The organism is Pseudoalteromonas sp. Xi13 (assembly GCF_003952205.1).
Lineage (GTDB): Bacteria > Pseudomonadota > Gammaproteobacteria > Enterobacterales > Alteromonadaceae > Pseudoalteromonas > Pseudoalteromonas atlantica.
This window is the reverse complement of record NZ_CP034440.1, coordinates 105,815-121,459: the sequence shown is the minus strand read 5'-3', so window position 1 is coordinate 121,459 and position 15,645 is coordinate 105,815. Positions and strand designations below refer to the sequence as shown.

At 39.1% G+C, this 15,645-nt stretch carries 19 protein-coding genes; 16 read left to right on the top strand and 3 right to left on the bottom strand.

Annotation, left to right across the window (positions count from 1 at the left end; translation table 11 throughout):
* Positions 1-298: 298 nt before the first annotated feature.
* Positions 299-928, bottom strand: coding sequence for a hemolysin III family protein (locus EJ103_RS17060; RefSeq protein ID WP_126008911.1), 630 nt, complete (start codon positions 926-928; stop codon positions 299-301).
* 167 nt (positions 929-1,095) lie between these two features.
* Here EJ103_RS17060 and EJ103_RS17055 point away from each other — a divergent pair, with 167 nt between their 5' ends.
* The 16 genes from EJ103_RS17055 (at position 1,096) to EJ103_RS16980 (ending at position 12,958) form a co-directional block, all read left to right on the top strand.
* A complete protein-coding gene (locus EJ103_RS17055; RefSeq protein ID WP_024031760.1) occupies positions 1,096-1,455 on the top strand; it encodes a hypothetical protein in 360 nt (119 codons plus the stop codon).
* 224 nt (positions 1,456-1,679) lie between these two features.
* Positions 1,680-1,958 carry a hypothetical protein gene (locus tag EJ103_RS17050; protein ID WP_024031759.1) on the top strand — a complete coding sequence of 93 codons (279 nt, stop codon included), beginning with the start codon at positions 1,680-1,682 and terminating at the stop codon, positions 1,956-1,958.
* 223 nt (positions 1,959-2,181) lie between these two features.
* A complete protein-coding gene (locus tag EJ103_RS17045; RefSeq protein WP_004586417.1) occupies positions 2,182-2,763 on the top strand; it encodes an LON peptidase substrate-binding domain-containing protein in 582 nt (193 codons plus the stop codon).
* Positions 2,764-2,832: 69 nt separating this feature from the next.
* A complete protein-coding gene (locus tag EJ103_RS17040) occupies positions 2,833-3,456 on the top strand; it encodes a sigma-70 family RNA polymerase sigma factor (RefSeq protein ID WP_004586416.1) in 624 nt (207 codons plus the stop codon).
* Positions 3,449-4,129 (top strand): ChrR family anti-sigma-E factor, encoded by a 681-nt coding sequence (locus tag EJ103_RS17035; RefSeq protein ID WP_055019059.1) that lies wholly within the window; start codon positions 3,449-3,451, stop codon positions 4,127-4,129. Before EJ103_RS17040 ends, EJ103_RS17035 begins: the two co-directional genes overlap by 8 nt.
* A gap of 8 nt (positions 4,130-4,137) precedes the next feature.
* Entirely contained in the window at positions 4,138-5,091 is a 954-nt protein-coding gene (locus EJ103_RS17030) for a DUF523 and DUF1722 domain-containing protein (RefSeq protein ID WP_055254114.1), read from the top strand.
* Complete coding sequence (gene phrB / locus EJ103_RS17025; RefSeq protein WP_126008909.1) at positions 5,091-6,482, top strand: deoxyribodipyrimidine photo-lyase; 1,392 nt, start codon at positions 5,091-5,093, stop codon at positions 6,480-6,482. Before EJ103_RS17030 ends, phrB begins: the two co-directional genes overlap by 1 nt.
* 1 nt (position 6,483) lies before the next feature.
* Positions 6,484-6,912: a nuclear transport factor 2 family protein gene (locus tag EJ103_RS17020; RefSeq protein ID WP_126008907.1), complete on the top strand. Its 429-nt coding sequence runs from the start codon at positions 6,484-6,486 to the stop codon at positions 6,910-6,912.
* A gap of 2 nt (positions 6,913-6,914) precedes the next feature.
* Positions 6,915-7,625, top strand: coding sequence for an SDR family NAD(P)-dependent oxidoreductase (locus EJ103_RS17015; protein ID WP_126008905.1), 711 nt, complete (start codon positions 6,915-6,917; stop codon positions 7,623-7,625).
* Positions 7,622-8,878: an FAD-dependent oxidoreductase gene (locus EJ103_RS17010; RefSeq protein WP_126008903.1), complete on the top strand. Its 1,257-nt coding sequence runs from the start codon at positions 7,622-7,624 to the stop codon at positions 8,876-8,878. Before EJ103_RS17015 ends, EJ103_RS17010 begins: the two co-directional genes overlap by 4 nt.
* On the top strand, positions 8,871-9,608 hold the full coding sequence (locus tag EJ103_RS17005; RefSeq protein WP_126008901.1) for a DUF1365 domain-containing protein: 738 nt from the start codon (positions 8,871-8,873) through the stop codon (positions 9,606-9,608). The genes EJ103_RS17010 and EJ103_RS17005 overlap by 8 nt, the downstream gene beginning before the upstream one ends.
* A 53-nt stretch (positions 9,609-9,661) precedes the next feature.
* Complete coding sequence (locus EJ103_RS17000; RefSeq protein ID WP_126008900.1) at positions 9,662-10,924, top strand: cyclopropane-fatty-acyl-phospholipid synthase family protein; 1,263 nt, start codon at positions 9,662-9,664, stop codon at positions 10,922-10,924.
* Entirely contained in the window at positions 10,899-11,411 is a 513-nt protein-coding gene (locus EJ103_RS16995; protein ID WP_055019052.1) for a DUF2878 domain-containing protein, read from the top strand. Before EJ103_RS17000 ends, EJ103_RS16995 begins: the two co-directional genes overlap by 26 nt.
* A 50-nt stretch (positions 11,412-11,461) precedes the next feature.
* Entirely contained in the window at positions 11,462-11,935 is a 474-nt protein-coding gene (locus EJ103_RS16990) for a chalcone isomerase family protein (RefSeq protein WP_126009689.1), read from the top strand.
* Position 11,936: 1 nt separating this feature from the next.
* Entirely contained in the window at positions 11,937-12,476 is a 540-nt protein-coding gene (locus EJ103_RS16985) for a DUF3833 domain-containing protein (RefSeq protein ID WP_024031747.1), read from the top strand.
* 206 nt (positions 12,477-12,682) lie between these two features.
* On the top strand, positions 12,683-12,958 hold the full coding sequence (locus EJ103_RS16980) for an HU family DNA-binding protein (RefSeq protein WP_004586404.1): 276 nt from the start codon (positions 12,683-12,685) through the stop codon (positions 12,956-12,958).
* Between the two features lie 208 nt (positions 12,959-13,166).
* Here EJ103_RS16980 and ilvN read toward each other — a convergent pair whose 3' ends face one another.
* Entirely contained in the window at positions 13,167-13,664 is a 498-nt protein-coding gene (gene ilvN, locus EJ103_RS16975; protein WP_004586403.1) for an acetolactate synthase small subunit, read from the bottom strand.
* On the bottom strand, positions 13,664-15,388 hold the full coding sequence (locus tag EJ103_RS16970; RefSeq protein WP_004586402.1) for an acetolactate synthase 3 large subunit: 1,725 nt from the start codon (positions 15,386-15,388) through the stop codon (positions 13,664-13,666). The genes ilvN and EJ103_RS16970 overlap by 1 nt, the downstream gene beginning before the upstream one ends.
* Positions 15,389-15,645: the final 257 nt, after the last annotated feature.

The following is a 15,645-nucleotide window of genomic DNA, read 5'->3' as shown; positions in this document are numbered from 1 at the left end:
ATGAAGCTATCTCACTTATTTCAAAGCATTTATTTTTAAACTAGGAAAAGAGTAAGTGAATAAAATGGGTAAAAAATGGATAAGAGTACCGAAAATGTTACACGCTGTTTATCGAGCTAGTTAATTAGGCGAGTAAGGTAAAGTGATAGGCTTATAATCAAAGCCGTAAATAACAGAGTCTTAAATTAAGGCGGTGATATCGCTTAAGCTACAACGCGCTTTTATCGCGCTTTTATATAGAAGGGTAGCCAAATTATTGCGGTTTATGTACGTAGCGTAAAATTACTAATTACATGCATTAATACACGTAATAAGTAATTGAAATGTAGTGGCACACACACCCAGCTATTACAAAGAGGTGCCAAATTGCGTGGCTAAATTGAGTGCTTTTAGCGCTATAAAATAATGTTCCTAAGCTATAAAAAATGCCACCGGCCAGTAACCAGTACAGTGCTTTTACATCAATATTTAAATAAAGTGGGTATACAATCGCAAGGGCAAACCAGCCCATAAGTAAGTAGGTAGCCAGCGAGACTTTTTTATTACCATTTTTAACCAGCACTTTATAAGCAACGCCACCAAGCGCGACTGCCCAAATAAAGCTCAGTGTGCCCCAAGACCACAATCCATTAAGAGATAGCAACAAAAATGGGGTGTACGTACCTGCTATTAATACGTAAATAGCGCAGTGATCGCACTTTTTATAAAAAGCGCGTAATTTTGGCTGTACACTGGCGTGATAAAGTGTGGATGATAAAAACAATACAAATAAACTAGCCCCATATACAGCGGTGCTAATATAAGCTTTTACGCTGGTGGCTTGTTTAAATAAATCCCACATTACAAACACAGCAAAAAATATTCCCAGTGCATGGCTTAATACATTGAGTTTTTCTTCTTTGCGAGAATAGGGTGCCTCTATAGTCATACTAGTCCTACCACTTATTAATTAAACTTGAGTGTACAGGTGTACGCTCAATGTTTCAATGTCAGCATTATTACTGTAAATTTGTCACCGTACTTTTATTGATTTTAAAAGGAATTAATCGGGTATAGTGTGGTCGTATAGTCTCAATTAATTAAGGCACGTTTATCATGAAAAAAGAGCTCAAAGCCGTTTTACTTACTGCCATTGTTTATCCAGGGGCAGGGCATTTTTCGCTTAAAAAGCATTTAATAGGCTGTATTTTTGCAGGTGTATTCACGCTACTTTTGTTTATGACATTAGGTGATATTTTGGCTATAGCGCAATGTAGCGCAAATGAAATTTTAGCAGGTAAAATTCCGATGACGGCTTCAGGCATTTTACAAGCCGCCCGTAATCCATCAGGTGAATGTGCACAGCTTGGGGAATATAAATATCTTCCTTTAATGGTGGTCATTTGGTTACTAAGTATGGTTGATGCTTATCGGTTAGGTAAAAAAGTTAAACCCGATACGCAAAATAAAAAGTAATGGTAGTAGTTGTTTTAAACTGCAAATAGTGAACTAAAAATATTTACTAATAGTTAGTCAAAAAATTAAAAAGGTTAGTTAAATTAACCAAGCCTGAATGCTGCGTTGCTGTATAGCTTTAATATAGTCTTTATATATCAATGGTTTAATTTTTGTTTTTCTGTTGGCACAACCCTTGATTATGTTATTGCGTCTAAACAATATACACAACAAGGAATACCATTATGAAACATTCAATTAAAATCGCTATGGCAAGTTTATTAGTATTAGGTTCTTCGCAAGTACATGCGAGTGAAGTGGACCTAGATGTAACTGATATTATAACGCAAAACGTAACAAGCTATATTAATCAAGCAACGGCAGAACTTGAACAATCAATTTCGCAGAGCCTTAGTTTTGATGCCCAGGCAGTACTTGAGCAATTTGTAAATCAAGCGCAAGAACAAGCTGACGTTACCACGCAGTCTACAATGCCGGTAACTACGCAAGTTAAAGCTAAATAAGTGTAAAAGGATAAGACGATGAGTAACGAATTAGGATTATTTGCACTTATGTTGGCGCCTGTTGTAAGCATGATTAGTGTTTACTATATGGTTCAAGTAATAAAAAGTATGGGAAGTTGGATCAACTTTTAATTAATAGGTAAATAATTCGATTTGAGTAAGCTGATCGACTTAGTAAAAGCGCACGTAAATAAAGGCAGTGTAATTTAAAGAAGTAGACTTTATGAAACGTGCGATTTTCCCATTACCAATATTTGTGTTACCAGAAGGCTATACGCGTTTGCGTATATTTGAGCCTAGGTATTTAAACATGGTAAAAACCGCACTACAAAATAATGTCGGTTTTGTACTGTGCACCTACCAGCACGACACGCCATTTAATATTAGCGCTCAGGGCTGTTTGGTCGATATTATCGACTTTGATCAAGACCCTAGCAATATGCTACTTATTGATGTGTACGCTGCTAAAAGCGTGCAAATAAATGACGTTTACCAAGATGAAAGTGAATTGCGCCATGGCTTATTAAGCGATTGCAATACGCCGTATTGGTACAATGACTCCCACAGTGAAATTTCGGCTGATAATCAACGCTTGTCTGATTCTTTGCAGGACATATTTTTAAACAATAAAGAGCTTTCTAGTTTATATAGGCAAACCAAGTTTGATAATTTAGCCTGGGTAGCTGCCCGCTGGCTTGAACTATTACCTATATCTATCGATAAAAAACAGCAACTTGCGTTCGAAAGTAACTTTGCTAACTTACTAAACTTCCTCCATACTGTGATTAACAATGAATTTGCCTAAAATAATGTGATCTGCGTTTAATTGCTTGGCGTATAGATATGTACAAAAGCATACACGGGATTAATTATTATGGTAAGTCAACAACCCTCACCACGTTGTGAACCTAATACAGGTAAATATACTGCCATGCCAGAAACGCCAAGTGCAGAGCTTATGCAAGCTCTGCTTGATGTAGCTACTTCGCGAGACAAAAGAGCGTTTGCTTACTTATTTGAATACTTTTCGCCAAAAATTAAACGCTTTGGAATTAAGCAATTTGGCTCTGAGGCACAAGCAATGGAGCTTGTACAAGAAACACTAACCTCAGTGTGGCGTAAAGCGCATTTGTATCACAGCGATAAAGGGGCTGCGACGACTTGGGTATATACCGTAATGCGTAATGCCTCATTTGATATGCTTCGTAAAATGAAAAGTAATAAAGAAGAGAATATAAGCGAAGATATTTGGCCACTTATTAACGAATCTCAAGATACAACACTTGAATTTAGCGACCACTTGGAAGATCAACAAATTAAACGTTACCTAGACAAACTACCAACCGCACAGCGAGAGGTAGTCAGAGGTGTTTATTTCCAAGATATGTCGCAAGAGCAACTTGCTCAACAATTAAATATTCCTGTAGGCACGGTAAAATCACGATTGCGTTTAGCCTTGCAAAAATTACGTAATGAAATGGGAGATCAGCATGATTAAACATCACCCTAGTGAATCTTTACTAGCACAATATTGTTCAGCGCAGTTACCTGCATCGTTAAGCGTTGCGGTATCTATACACGTTGATATGTGCCCAGTTTGCCAAGCAAAAGTGGCAAAACTTGAAGCCGCTAATGCAAAGGATGTATTTAGCGAGCCGCCATACGCCCCTGATACATTAAATTTAAGTAACGATTTACAAGTACCAGATTTTGACGCTGACCTGCTAGATTTGATAACCGCCGATGCTAGCATTGATGAAGTTTACGAAGTTGAGCCGGTAACCGTACAAGTTAATGATCATAACTACGAATTACCACGCGCCTTAACACGCATTTCGCATGGGCGTTTTACGCAAGTGGGTAAGCTTGCTCGCTCTCGCGTTGCTATTGATGATGGCCCATTGCGCTCAAGCCTTTTACATATTGGCGCAGGGGGCGAAATCCCCGAGCATACTCATACTGGTTTTGAAGTAACATTGCTACTTGATGGTGAGTTTAGTGATGAAGAGGGCAGTTACGTGCCAGGAGACTTTATTTGGCAAGATGGCTCTCATCAGCACACCCCACTTACAAAAGATGGCTGTTTATGCTTTACAGTAGTCAGTAGTGCGCTACATTTTAATAAAGGGCTCAGTAAGTTACTCAATCCTATAGGTAACTTGATTTATTAAGAGAATTTATGCAAACAGACACAATAAAAATAGGTATTAGCGCCTGCTTAGCAGGCGAAAAAGTACGTTTTGATACAGGCCATAAAAAGTCTAACTTTTGTATGGATGAACTTGGAAAACATGTAGAGTACACGCGTTTTTGCCCAGAGGTAGCCGTAGGGTTACCTATTCCTAGGCCAACCATACGCCAAGTACGCGTAGGCGATACAATAAAAGTATGTCGCCCAGATGGCACTGGTGATGTTGGGCCTAAGCTAACTGAATACGGTAAAAAAGTAGCCACAGAGCAAGCTAAAAACCTAAGTGGTTTTGTTTTTTGTGCGAAAAGCCCAAGCTGCGGTATGGAAAGAATTAAAATTTATAACGAAGCGGGCACCGGCAATACCTCCGAAGGCGTTGGTTTTTTTGCTGAGCAAATAATGAAGCACAATCCATTACTGCCATGTGAAGAAAACGGCCGCTTAAACGACATGCATTTACGCGAAAACTTTGTAATGCGCGTGTACGCGTACAAACAGTGGCAGTTATTAGCTTCTGAGCCGCTCACAGTGCATAAGCTTACCCAGTTTCATTCGCAATATAAGTACTTATTAATGGCTCATAATTATCAAGCTTACCGCGACTTAGGTAATTTACTTGGTACTTATAATGGTGATGATATTAACGCTTTAGCAGATGAGTACATTCTTGGGTTAATGAACGGCCTTAAAAAGCCTGCATCACGTAGGAATAACTGCAACACGTTAATGCACTTGCAGGGCTACTTTAAAAAAGACTTATCTAAGGTTGAAAAGCAAGAGCTACGCGATGCCATCGATGAATACCGTCAAGGTTTAGTGCCTTTGTACGTACCGCTTACTTTGTTAAAACATCATCTGAAAGTACACCCTAATGAATACCTAGAAAAGCAGGTGTTTTTTAATCCATACCCTAATGAACTAAAATTACGTTACGGCATATAATGAATACACTTTTTTGGTTTAGGCGCGATTTGCGCCTTTTTTCTAACGAAGCGCTTATTGAAGCGCTAAATAATGGCGCTAAACAGGCCATTTTTTTTATCTGCGAAAAGCAATGGCAACAACACAACGCCGCTCCCATTCAAATAGATTTACTAAAAAGACGCCTCAATTATATACGCGAGCAGCTAGCACAGTACGCAATAGAGCTGCATATTTTTGACGCTCCTTACTTTGACGATTGTGAAAGAGCGCTTTTATCATTTTGCGATAAACATCAAGTAGAACATGTAATTGCTAATAAAGAGTATGAGTTAAATGAAGTAAATCGTGATGCGCAAATACTTGCAAAGTGTGATGATAAAAATATTACGTTTACCCTCTATGAGGGAGATGTAATAGCGCCTGTGGGCAGTGTTAAAAACCAAAGTAACGAAATGTATAAAGTGTTTACGCCATTTAAAAAACAGTGGCTTAAACAACACCAAGATACTCACTTTAGCTTATTACCGTGGCCTTTAAAAAAACAGCCGATAAATAACAACGCACAGGCAATTAAAAGTGATGGCAGCTCAGAAAAATGGCCGGTTGATGATGAAAGCTTAGCAACCATTGTTGATAATTTTATTTGCGACAAATTAAGTAGCTACGACGATCAGCGTGATATACCCAGCATTAAAGGCACATCGGGTTTAAGCCCTTATTTAGCTCTGGGTATTATAAGCCCTAAGCAGTTACTGGTTAATATTCAAAACCGCTACCCAGATATTTTAACAACATCTAAAAGTAAAACGTTTACTTGGGTAAACGAGCTTATTTGGCGCGAATTTTATCGTCATTTAATTGCGCAATTTCCTAAGCTTTCTCGTGGTGATAACTTTAACGAAAAGTACAATGGCGTTAAATGGCGTAAAAACGAGGCTGAGTTTAAAGCCTGGTGCGAGGGAAAAACAGGTTACCCACTCGTTGATGCAGCGATGAGGCAGTTAGTTCAAACCGGCTGGATGCATAACCGTTTAAGAATGGTAGTTGCCAGCTTTTTGACCAAACATTTATTAATTGATTGGCGTGAAGGCGAGCAGTTTTTTATGCAGCACCTTATTGATGGCGATTTAGCCTCTAATAATGGCGGCTGGCAGTGGGCTGCAAGCACTGGCTGTGACGCGCAGCCTTATTTTCGCGTATTTAATCCTATTACTCAAAGTGAGCGCTTTGATCCTAATGGTAAATTTATACGTAAATATTTACCAGAGCTTGAAAAAGTGCCAGATAAACATATTCATTTTCCTCATGCTTATTTAGCGTCAATAGGGGCTGATAAGCAATGTTACTGGCCGGCAATCGTAGATCATAAAGCAGCTCGCGAGCGTGCAATAGCTGCATTTAAGGGGTGATATGGAAACAGCATTACCGGTAGCAAAATTTGTAGACATATATCAACAACTCGATAAATCAAACCTGCATTTGCTTAATGATATTTACAGCGAGCAAATTAAATTTAAAGACCCAATGCACGAAATACACGGGCTAAGCGAGCTTACCCGATATTTTTCTAATCTATATAGTAATGTTAAGCATTGTCAGTTTGATATTAGCGACACCTACGAGCGTGATGACAAAGCATTTTTGTATTGGACTATGCATTACGCCCACCCAAAACTGGCTTCTGGCAAAACTATATCGGTAGAAGGGCACAGTAAGCTGGTTTTTAAAGAAGGTAAAATTATTAACCACCGCGACTATTTTAATGTCGGTGAGATGCTATACAAGCATATTCCTATTTTAGGTGGCGTTATAAATTACATAGATAAACGAGCAGGGTAGCGATGAATATTTTAATTACAGGTGCAACCTCAGGTATTGGCGAGCAGCTAGCAATAAAGTACGCACAGCAAGGTAACGCCGTGATTGCTTGCGGCAGAAACCTTGAAAAGTTAGCTGAGCTTGAAAAACACACCAACATTAAAGCGTGTCAGTTTGATGCCACAGACCTTAAAGACATAAAGCAAGCAACCCTTGGGTTTAGTGCTTTTGATAAGGTTATTCTTAACGCTGGTAACTGTGAGTATGTAGATGATGCCCGTAACTTTGACAGCGCTTTGTTTGAGCGAGTTATTTCAGTAAACCTGCTGGCAATGGGCTACTGCCTAGAGGCATTATTACCAAAAATTAGTGCGGGGGGACAACTTGTACTTGTTAGCTCAAGCGTTACGTATTTACCTCTGCCACGCTCTGAGGCTTATGGCGCATCTAAAGCCGGGGTAAGCTATTTAGCGAAAAGCTTAGCAATCGACTTAAACGATGTTGATGTTACGTTGGTGCATCCTGGTTTTGTTAAAACCCCCCTTACTGATAAAAACGATTTCCCAATGCCTATGGCCGTCACTGCAACAGAGGCCGCCGATTATATGATTAAGGGGATCAATAAACGCCGTAAAGAAGTTCATTTTCCTTATCGGTTTACGCTTATTTTAAAAGCATTACGTATTTTACCGTTACCACTTTGGTTACGTTTAGCAAAAGGATTAGCCCGTTGAAAAAAATAGCAATAATAGGTTCTGGCGTATCGGGTTTAACCTGTGCTCATTTACTGCATAAGCATTACGATATTACCGTATTTGAAAAAAACGATTACATTGGTGGTCATACCGCGACAGTAGAGATATCAGATGCAGGGGTTAAACGCGCAATAGACACGGGCTTTATAGTATTTAATGACCGCACTTACCCGTACTTTGAAAAACTACTCGCGCGCATTGGCGTAGACAGACAAGAAACACAAATGAGCTTTAGTGTTCATAATCAAGCAAGTGGTTTTGAGTACAACGGACACACCTTTGCCAGCTTATTTGCTCAAAAAAGAAATATATTTAGGCCTAAGTTTTGGCGCTTGTTAAGCGATATAGTTAAGTTTAATAAATTATGTAAAGCAATGCACAGCGAGCAAAACTACCCTAAAGATCAAACACTGGGTCAGTTATTAGATACGCACGGCTTTAATGACTTTTTTAAATACCATTATATTTTACCTATGGGGGCGGCAATTTGGTCAACCAGCATAAAAGAGATGCAAGATGTAGGGGTTGAGTTTTTTGTAAACTTTTTTTACAACCATGGCTTACTTGATGTTACAAACAGGCCGCAGTGGTATGTAATCCCTGGTGGGTCTAAGCAATACATTAAGCCGCTTATTAAAGGTTTTGCAGAGCGGATAAAACTAAATACCGACATTGAGACGGTTACACGTGTAGATAATAAAGTAATTATTACCCTTGAAAATGGCGAACAAGCTGAATTTGATAAAGTGGTATTTGCGTGTCACTCAGATCAAGCCCTTGCATTACTTGGTGATGCGACTGAGCAAGAACACGCTGTATTAGGTGCAATTCCTTATACCGAAAACTCGGTAGTACTGCATACAGATACTAGTTTACTGCCAGATAGAAAAGCCGCCTGGGCTAGCTGGAATTACTTACTAAACGAAAACACCGACAAAGCAGCGGTTGTTACATACCAAATGAATATACTGCAAGGTATTGACTCAGATACACAATTTTGTGTAACCCTTAATCACTTAGAAGGGGTTAACAAAGCAAATATATTACGTGAGTTTACTTATCATCACCCTGTTTTTAACGAATCATCCATTGCCGCACAAAAACTCAAGCACACTGTTGATGGCCAAAATAATAGCTATTTTTGTGGTGCTTATTGGTATAACGGTTTTCATGAAGATGGTGTTCGCAGTGGGGTAGATGTGGCTAAGCAATTAGGTGTTGAATTTGAATAGCGCTGTATACTTAGGCGATGTAAGGCACAGGCGCTTTGCGGTAAAAAACCATCAGTTTAAATACCCGCTTTATATGATGTGGGTAGATTTAAAAAATCCGTTATTGCTTAATAACATTCACCCTATGCTAGGTACTTTTGGGTTTAAAGCACTGCGTTTTAATCAATCCGATTATTTAAACACACTGCCAAACTCAGAGCCATTAAGTATTATTGAACGTGCACAGTGCCAAATAGAAAAACTAGGTGTTAAAGAGACGTTTTCGCATATTTATATGCTTGGCCAACTTAGGTGTATGGGCATTTATTTTAGCCCTGTAAATTTTTACTTTTACGGTAATAGCACCGATAACTTTAAATATATGGTGGCTGAGGTAAGCAATACGCCGTGGAATGAGCGCCATTATTATTTGGTGCCCTTACAAAAAAAAGTGAACTTTAAGAAGGCTTTCTCCGTATCACCCTTTATGAATTTAGATATGGACTACCATTGGCAGGTACAACATACAGCCGATAACACATTAATTCATATAGAAAATAAACGTGGGGATGAGTTGTTATTCGACGCGTCTTTACGATTAAAGCGAAGTCAGTTAACTAAGCAAGAAGTTAATAAATTATTAAAAAAATTTCCTGCGATGACTTTGTCTATTTTCAGAGGTATTTATGTGCAAGCACTTAAGCTGTTTATTAAAAGGGTTCCTTTTTTAGGTCATTCAGGAAAACCTTAGTATAGTTAAACAAGCTTAGTTGCAGGTAGCGATAAAATTATAAAGGGTTTAAGATGGAAAAAGTCTCGAGTATAAACTGCCAAGAGCAAACAGGTTGGTTTACAAACTTATATAAAAAGCTAGTCACCAAAGCCTTTGCAAGTATTGAAACAGGCCAAATAGTGTTAGTTGAGAACAGTCGCTCAACAGTATTTGGTCAACAACATTCAGACTTAAAAACCACGATTACCGTTAACGACACTGCCATGTACAAAGCATTTGCGCTATCTGGCAGTGTGGGTGCTGGTGAGTCTTATATTCTTGGGCAATGGTCGTGTGATAACTTGACCAAACTCATCGAAATATTTGCCATAAACCAAAAACAACTAGATGCTTTTGAAAAAAAATTCTCGTTTTTTAGTGGCCTAGCCCACCGTTTTAACCATCTCAAAAACAGCAACTCAGAATCTGGGTCGAAAAAGAATATCGTTGCACATTACGATTTAGGTAACGATTTATACGAGTCATTTTTAAGCGAGGAAATGCTTTACTCCTGCGCTGTTTATCCATCAAAAGATGCCTCTCTTGAGGACGCTCAACAAAATAAGCTGAAACAAATTTGTGAGCAGGTAGAGATAAACGAAGGCGATTCAGTCATTGAAATTGGCACAGGCTGGGGGGCGTTTGCGATTTACGCAGCCACACATTACAACTGCCATGTGACCACAACAACGATTTCTGATGAGCAATATGCCTATGTTGAAAACAAGGTTAAACAGTTAGGACTTGAAAATAATATAACTTTGCTCAAGCTTGATTATCGTTTATTAGAAGGGCAATACGACAAGCTTGTATCAATAGAGATGATAGAAGCAGTAGGGCATGAATACCTACCAAGCTTTTTTAAGCAATGTAATAGCTTACTCAAAGAAGACGGTTCAATGCTAATCCAAGCGATCACTATTGGCGATCAACGTTATCAACATTATTTAAAAAACTCTGACTTTATTCAGCAGTATATTTTCCCCGGTGGTTGTTTGCCTTCAATTAATGAGATGAGCGAGCAAATTAAAAACAATACCGATATGGTTATTCATACTGTTAGCGACATAGGCGCGCATTATGCTAGAACACTAGCCGATTGGCGCACACGCTTTATTGATAACTGGCACACCCTAGACAGTGACAAGTTTGATGAGCGTTTTTACAGATTATGGTTATTTTACTTTGCTTACTGCGAAGGCGCTTTTAGAACGCGAGCAACCAGTACCGTTCATTTAACGGCGCGTAAACCACGTTTTACTAGTCAAAATGACGAAATTGCCCTTAATTATTAATTTTGTGCTTTTTCAAACAGTGTGGTTTTTATCACTGTTTTTAGAAGCTCAATCTGTTTTATACACCTCTGGTATTGTTGTGCTTATGTTTGTTTTATCAAAGCAGCATAAGCTCGACGCGTTGCTTTTAGTTAAAGCTTTACCAATTGCGCTGTTATGTGAATACCTTGCTGTGCAGCTAAACCTTCTGGAATTTAAAGTATCCCCTTTTCCGCTTTGGTTAGCCTTGCTTTGGGCAGCATTATTGCTTTGCTTAAACACATCAATGGCGTTTATTACTAACCTAAAACTTTGGCAAGCCTATTTAGTGTGCTTAGCCTTTGCGCCAATTAGTTATTATTCAGGTGCTCAATTTGGCGTGCTTAGTATTTATTCACCTGTATGGGCATTTTGGCTTCTGTACGGCGCACTTTGGGCTGCTGCCTTTACATTAATTCTTATTATTAATCAAAAAATTAAAGCGATTATAAATTGTAGCAAGCAATAACAGGAGCTTGTATGAATATCACCGCAAAAATATGTGCAATAACGGCCACAATGATTATGGCTACTTTTTTTACCCCATTGAGCTTTAGCGAAGAGCAAACTGACTTTAAAAAAGTGGGCGAGGCGCGCATGGAATATTTATTTTGGGATGTTTACGATGCAACGTTATATACCCGCTCAGGGAGTTACAAACAGGGGTCGCACCCCGTTAAATTTACGCTCACCTATTTGCGAGACTTTGCAGCAAAAGACATTGTTAAAGCCACTAAAGAGCAATGGCAGCATTTAGGTAAAAGTGATTTATCAGCTAAGTATGCTGATAAATTGCTCACTTTTTGGCCAGATATTAAAAAAGGCGAGTCGTTAAGCTTACAAACATCACCAAGCGGTGAGGCTACTTTTTATCATAATGATAAAAAGTTAGGTGAAATTAGTGACTCGCAATTTGCCAATCAGTTTTTAGCTATTTGGCTAAGCCCAAATACCTCAGAGCCAGCACTTAGAAAACAATTATTAGGGATTTAACATGCGCAATATAAATAAATTTAAACAGCTATGTATTTTAATGGCCGCATTATTTTTAGTAAGCTGCTCTGCGCCAAAAGTAGAGCACTACAATAGCAGCAACCCAGAATTTGATTTTAAAGCGTTTTTTAGTGGCGATTTGAAAGCATACGGCGTTGTGCAAGATTATAAAGGCGAACTCACACGTAAACTTGTTGTCACTATGAATGCGCGCTGGGAAGGGAACGAGGGCGTTATAGAGGAAGACTTTGTGTATGACGATGGTGAAACACAAAAGCGTATTTGGTATGTCACCCTTAATGACGATAATAGCTTAGTGGGACGTGCTGATGATGTACTTGGCATTGCAACCGGTAAAAGCGCAGGCAGTGTGTTTCATTGGAACTACAATGTGGCCTTACCCTATGACGGTAGTACGCTTGAGGTGAATTTTGATGATTGGATGTACCTGGTTACACAATCGCGCTTGATAAACCGAACGTCTATTGTTAAGTTTGGTGTCGAGGTTGGGGAAGTGACCTTAGTTATCGAAAAAATATAGAGCAGTGTGTTATTTAAAGTGTGCCTTTTGTGTACTTAAATTAAGTTTTAGTTAACCCAACACGCTGTATTTTACCGAGAATTATTAAAATTTTACGCATTTTCGAAGTATTTAAGCAAAAAATGCAATTTGCTGTTGCTAACTCCTTAAAAATGCATAAAGATAGGTTTTGCGAAGGCAAAATAATAACGAATAGGAATCTAACAATGAATAAAGCTCAATTAGTTGAAAAAATCGCTACTGATGCAGAAATCTCTAAAGCTGCTGCTACACGTGCACTTGACGCGTTTACTGGCGCTGTAACTTCTTCTTTAAAAGAAGGTAATTCAGTTGCATTAGTAGGTTTTGGTACTTTCTCAGTTAAAGAACGTGCAGCACGTACTGGCCGTAACCCACAAACGGGTGCTGAGATCCAAATCGCAGCGGCAACTATCCCAAGCTTTAAAGCAGGTAAAGGTCTTAAAGACCAAGTAAACCCTTAATTGGCGCTTTACAGAATTTTTTAAAAAAGAGCTATTTAGCTCTTTTTTTTTGCCTGCATTAAAGTAGTGAGCTTACCTAAGCTTATTCTCATATGCCTAATTAGGTATTAATGCAGAGCGTTGTAATGCAAGGCTTAACATAAAAAAACCCTGCTAATTGCTTAGCAGGGATTTAATATAAAACGCTTAACGTTTAAGCTTTAATTAATTACGCTTTTAATGCTTTGTCACCACGGCCGATCCCTACAGCACCAGAGCGCACCACTTCAATAATGTCGGTTTCATGGCGTAGGGTGTCTAAAAACGATTCTATTTTGTCTGTGCTGCTTACCAGTTGTAAGCTGTAGCTTTGGCGTCCCATATCTAAAATAGCACCTTGGAACACATCTACAACGCGTGTAACCGCTGCACGTGTGGTTTCGTCTTGGGCAAATACTTTAACAAGTAATAATTCACGTTCGATGTGACTCATTTCGGTCAAATCAATAATTTTAAGTACATCAACTAATTTATTAACTTGTTTAGTAATTTGCTCAACGATTCTATCATCACCCATAGTGGTAATGGTGATACGTGACAGTGACTCATCATCAGTGGTACCCACTGTTAAGCTATCTATGTTGTAGGCGCGCTGTGAAAAAAGCCCAACAATGCGAGATAAGGCTCCCGGTTCGTTTTCTAATAAAATAGATAATATACGACGCATTATGCTTTTACTCCTTTACGTAACCACATCTCATCGATGCCACCTAGTTTAATTTGCATTGGGTATACATGTTCTTTTTCATCGACGTTAATATCTAAAAATACTAAACGGTCGTTAATGCTCATGGCTTTATCTATAGCAGGTTGTAGCTCATCTAAAGTATCTACCTTTATGCCTACATGGCCATAGCTTTCAACAAGTTTTACAAAGTCAGGTAATGAATCCATATATGAAGATGAATGGCGACCGCCGTAAATCATATCTTGCCATTGGCGTACCATGCCTAATGAGCGGTTATTTAGCGAAACCACTTTTACAGCCAAGTTGTACTGTAAACATGTTGATAGCTCTTGAATATTCATTTGGATTGAGCCATCGCCGGTTACACACACTGACTCTTTATCAGGAAAGGCAAGCTTAACCCCCATCGCTGCTGGTAAGCCAAAGCCCATGGTGCCTAAGCCCCCTGAATTGATCCATTGGCGAGGGTTTTTAAATGGATAATATTGCGCTGCAAACATTTGGTGCTGACCCACATCAGAGCTTACATATGCGTCACCATTAGTGGCTTTATACACTGCTTCTATAACAGCTTGAGGCTTTATTTTGTCGCCATCGGTGTTGTAGCTTAGGCACTTTTGCTCGCGCCAGCTAATAATTTGTCGCCACCAATCCTCTTGTGCACTGCGATCAATTTGAATGCTACTTTTATCTATGCCGGTTTGCAGTTGCTCCATTACAGTGGCTAAACAACCCACAACCGGAATATGTGCTTTAATCGTTTTAGAAATAGAGGTCGGGTCTACATCTACGTGAACGATGGTTGCATTAGGGCAAAACTTTTTAACATTATTGGTTACACGATCATCAAAACGCGCTCCCAGTGCTAAAATTACATCGGCATTTGCCATGGCTTTATTGGCTTCAAGCGTGCCGTGCATGCCCAGCATTCCCACGTAATTTGGGTGAATACCCGAAATACCGCCTAAGCCCATTAATGTATTAGTGATAGGTGCATTTAGCGATTCAACTAAGCGGGTTAATTGCTCAGAGGTGTTAGATAAAATAATACCGCCGCCTGAGTATATAACCAGTTTTTTTGCTTCTAAAATTGCGGTAACCGCTTTGCGAATTTGTTTAGAGTGGCCCTTTGTATTTGGGCTGTAGGTTCTAAGCTCTGTTGTTTTAGGGAAGTTGTACTCAAACTTAATAGCAGGGTTAAGCATATCTTTTGGTAGCTCAACAACAACGGGTCCTGGGCGGCCAGTACTTGCAATGTAAAACGCTTTTGCCAAAATAGCCGGAATTTCTTCAGCGCTTCTGCAGTTAAAACTATGTTTTACAACCGGGCGAGAACAGCCAACAATGTCAGTTTCTTGGAATGCATCGTCACCAATCAAGCTAGTAGGTACTTGCCCCGATAATACCACCATCGGAATTGAGTCCATATAAGCGGTGGCAATACCTGTAATACAGTTAGTTGCGCCAGGGCCTGAGGTAGCAAGTACAACACCAACTTCGCCAGTAGCACGGGCATAACCGTCTGCCATATGCGTTGCGGCTTGTTCGTGACGCACTAAAATATGTTCAATGTCTTCTTGTTGAAAAAGTGCATCGTATAAATCTAAAACCGACCCACCTGGGTAGCCAAATATATACTTAACCTTCAACTCTTTTAATGCCTGAACAACTAGTTCAGAACCATTATATTCTTGTTTGCTCATCCTCATTCCTCTGTGCGCTGTTTATGCATAAAAAAACCCCCGCGTAGTGCGAGGGTTTTTAAAAAGCAATTTCACTTTTTAATACATCCCCGCTGGGCTTATCACTAAGACCACTACGAGTACGATTAAAAGGTGAAGTTGTTTTTTCATAATTGTCACTTTATAAAAAGCAAAATGCTGCTTTAGATTAAAAATTCTATATGGGGTTATTTTTAAGGGTTTTGCGTGCTTATGTCAACCTTGAAAGGGCTGTTTTG

What these genes read in the sequence shown, in the direction of transcription:
- EJ103_RS16995 (WP_055019052.1), top strand. Translation starts at nt 10,899, where the DNA reads ATGACGAAATTGCCCTTAATTATTAATTTTGTGCTTTTTCAAACAGTG.
- EJ103_RS16985 (WP_024031747.1), top strand. Translation starts at nt 11,937, where the DNA reads ATGCGCAATATAAATAAATTTAAACAGCTATGTATTTTAATGGCCGCA.
- EJ103_RS17020 (WP_126008907.1), top strand. Translation starts at nt 6,484, where the DNA reads ATGGAAACAGCATTACCGGTAGCAAAATTTGTAGACATATATCAACAA.
- EJ103_RS17045 (WP_004586417.1), top strand. Translation starts at nt 2,182, where the DNA reads ATGAAACGTGCGATTTTCCCATTACCAATATTTGTGTTACCAGAAGGC.
- EJ103_RS17030 (WP_055254114.1), top strand. Translation starts at nt 4,138, where the DNA reads ATGCAAACAGACACAATAAAAATAGGTATTAGCGCCTGCTTAGCAGGC.
- EJ103_RS17000 (WP_126008900.1), top strand. Translation starts at nt 9,662, where the DNA reads ATGGAAAAAGTCTCGAGTATAAACTGCCAAGAGCAAACAGGTTGGTTT.
- ilvN (WP_004586403.1), bottom strand. Translation starts at nt 13,664, where the DNA reads ATGCGTCGTATATTATCTATTTTATTAGAAAACGAACCGGGAGCCTTA.
- EJ103_RS17050 (WP_024031759.1), top strand. Translation starts at nt 1,680, where the DNA reads ATGAAACATTCAATTAAAATCGCTATGGCAAGTTTATTAGTATTAGGT.
- EJ103_RS17040 (WP_004586416.1), top strand. Translation starts at nt 2,833, where the DNA reads ATGGTAAGTCAACAACCCTCACCACGTTGTGAACCTAATACAGGTAAA.
- EJ103_RS17015 (WP_126008905.1), top strand. Translation starts at nt 6,915, where the DNA reads ATGAATATTTTAATTACAGGTGCAACCTCAGGTATTGGCGAGCAGCTA.
- EJ103_RS17060 (WP_126008911.1), bottom strand. Translation starts at nt 928, where the DNA reads ATGACTATAGAGGCACCCTATTCTCGCAAAGAAGAAAAACTCAATGTA.
- EJ103_RS16970 (WP_004586402.1), bottom strand. Translation starts at nt 15,388, where the DNA reads ATGAGCAAACAAGAATATAATGGTTCTGAACTAGTTGTTCAGGCATTA.
- EJ103_RS17055 (WP_024031760.1), top strand. Translation starts at nt 1,096, where the DNA reads ATGAAAAAAGAGCTCAAAGCCGTTTTACTTACTGCCATTGTTTATCCA.
- EJ103_RS16990 (WP_126009689.1), top strand. Translation starts at nt 11,462, where the DNA reads ATGATTATGGCTACTTTTTTTACCCCATTGAGCTTTAGCGAAGAGCAA.
- phrB (WP_126008909.1), top strand. Translation starts at nt 5,091, where the DNA reads ATGAATACACTTTTTTGGTTTAGGCGCGATTTGCGCCTTTTTTCTAAC.
- EJ103_RS17035 (WP_055019059.1), top strand. Translation starts at nt 3,449, where the DNA reads ATGATTAAACATCACCCTAGTGAATCTTTACTAGCACAATATTGTTCA.
- EJ103_RS16980 (WP_004586404.1), top strand. Translation starts at nt 12,683, where the DNA reads ATGAATAAAGCTCAATTAGTTGAAAAAATCGCTACTGATGCAGAAATC.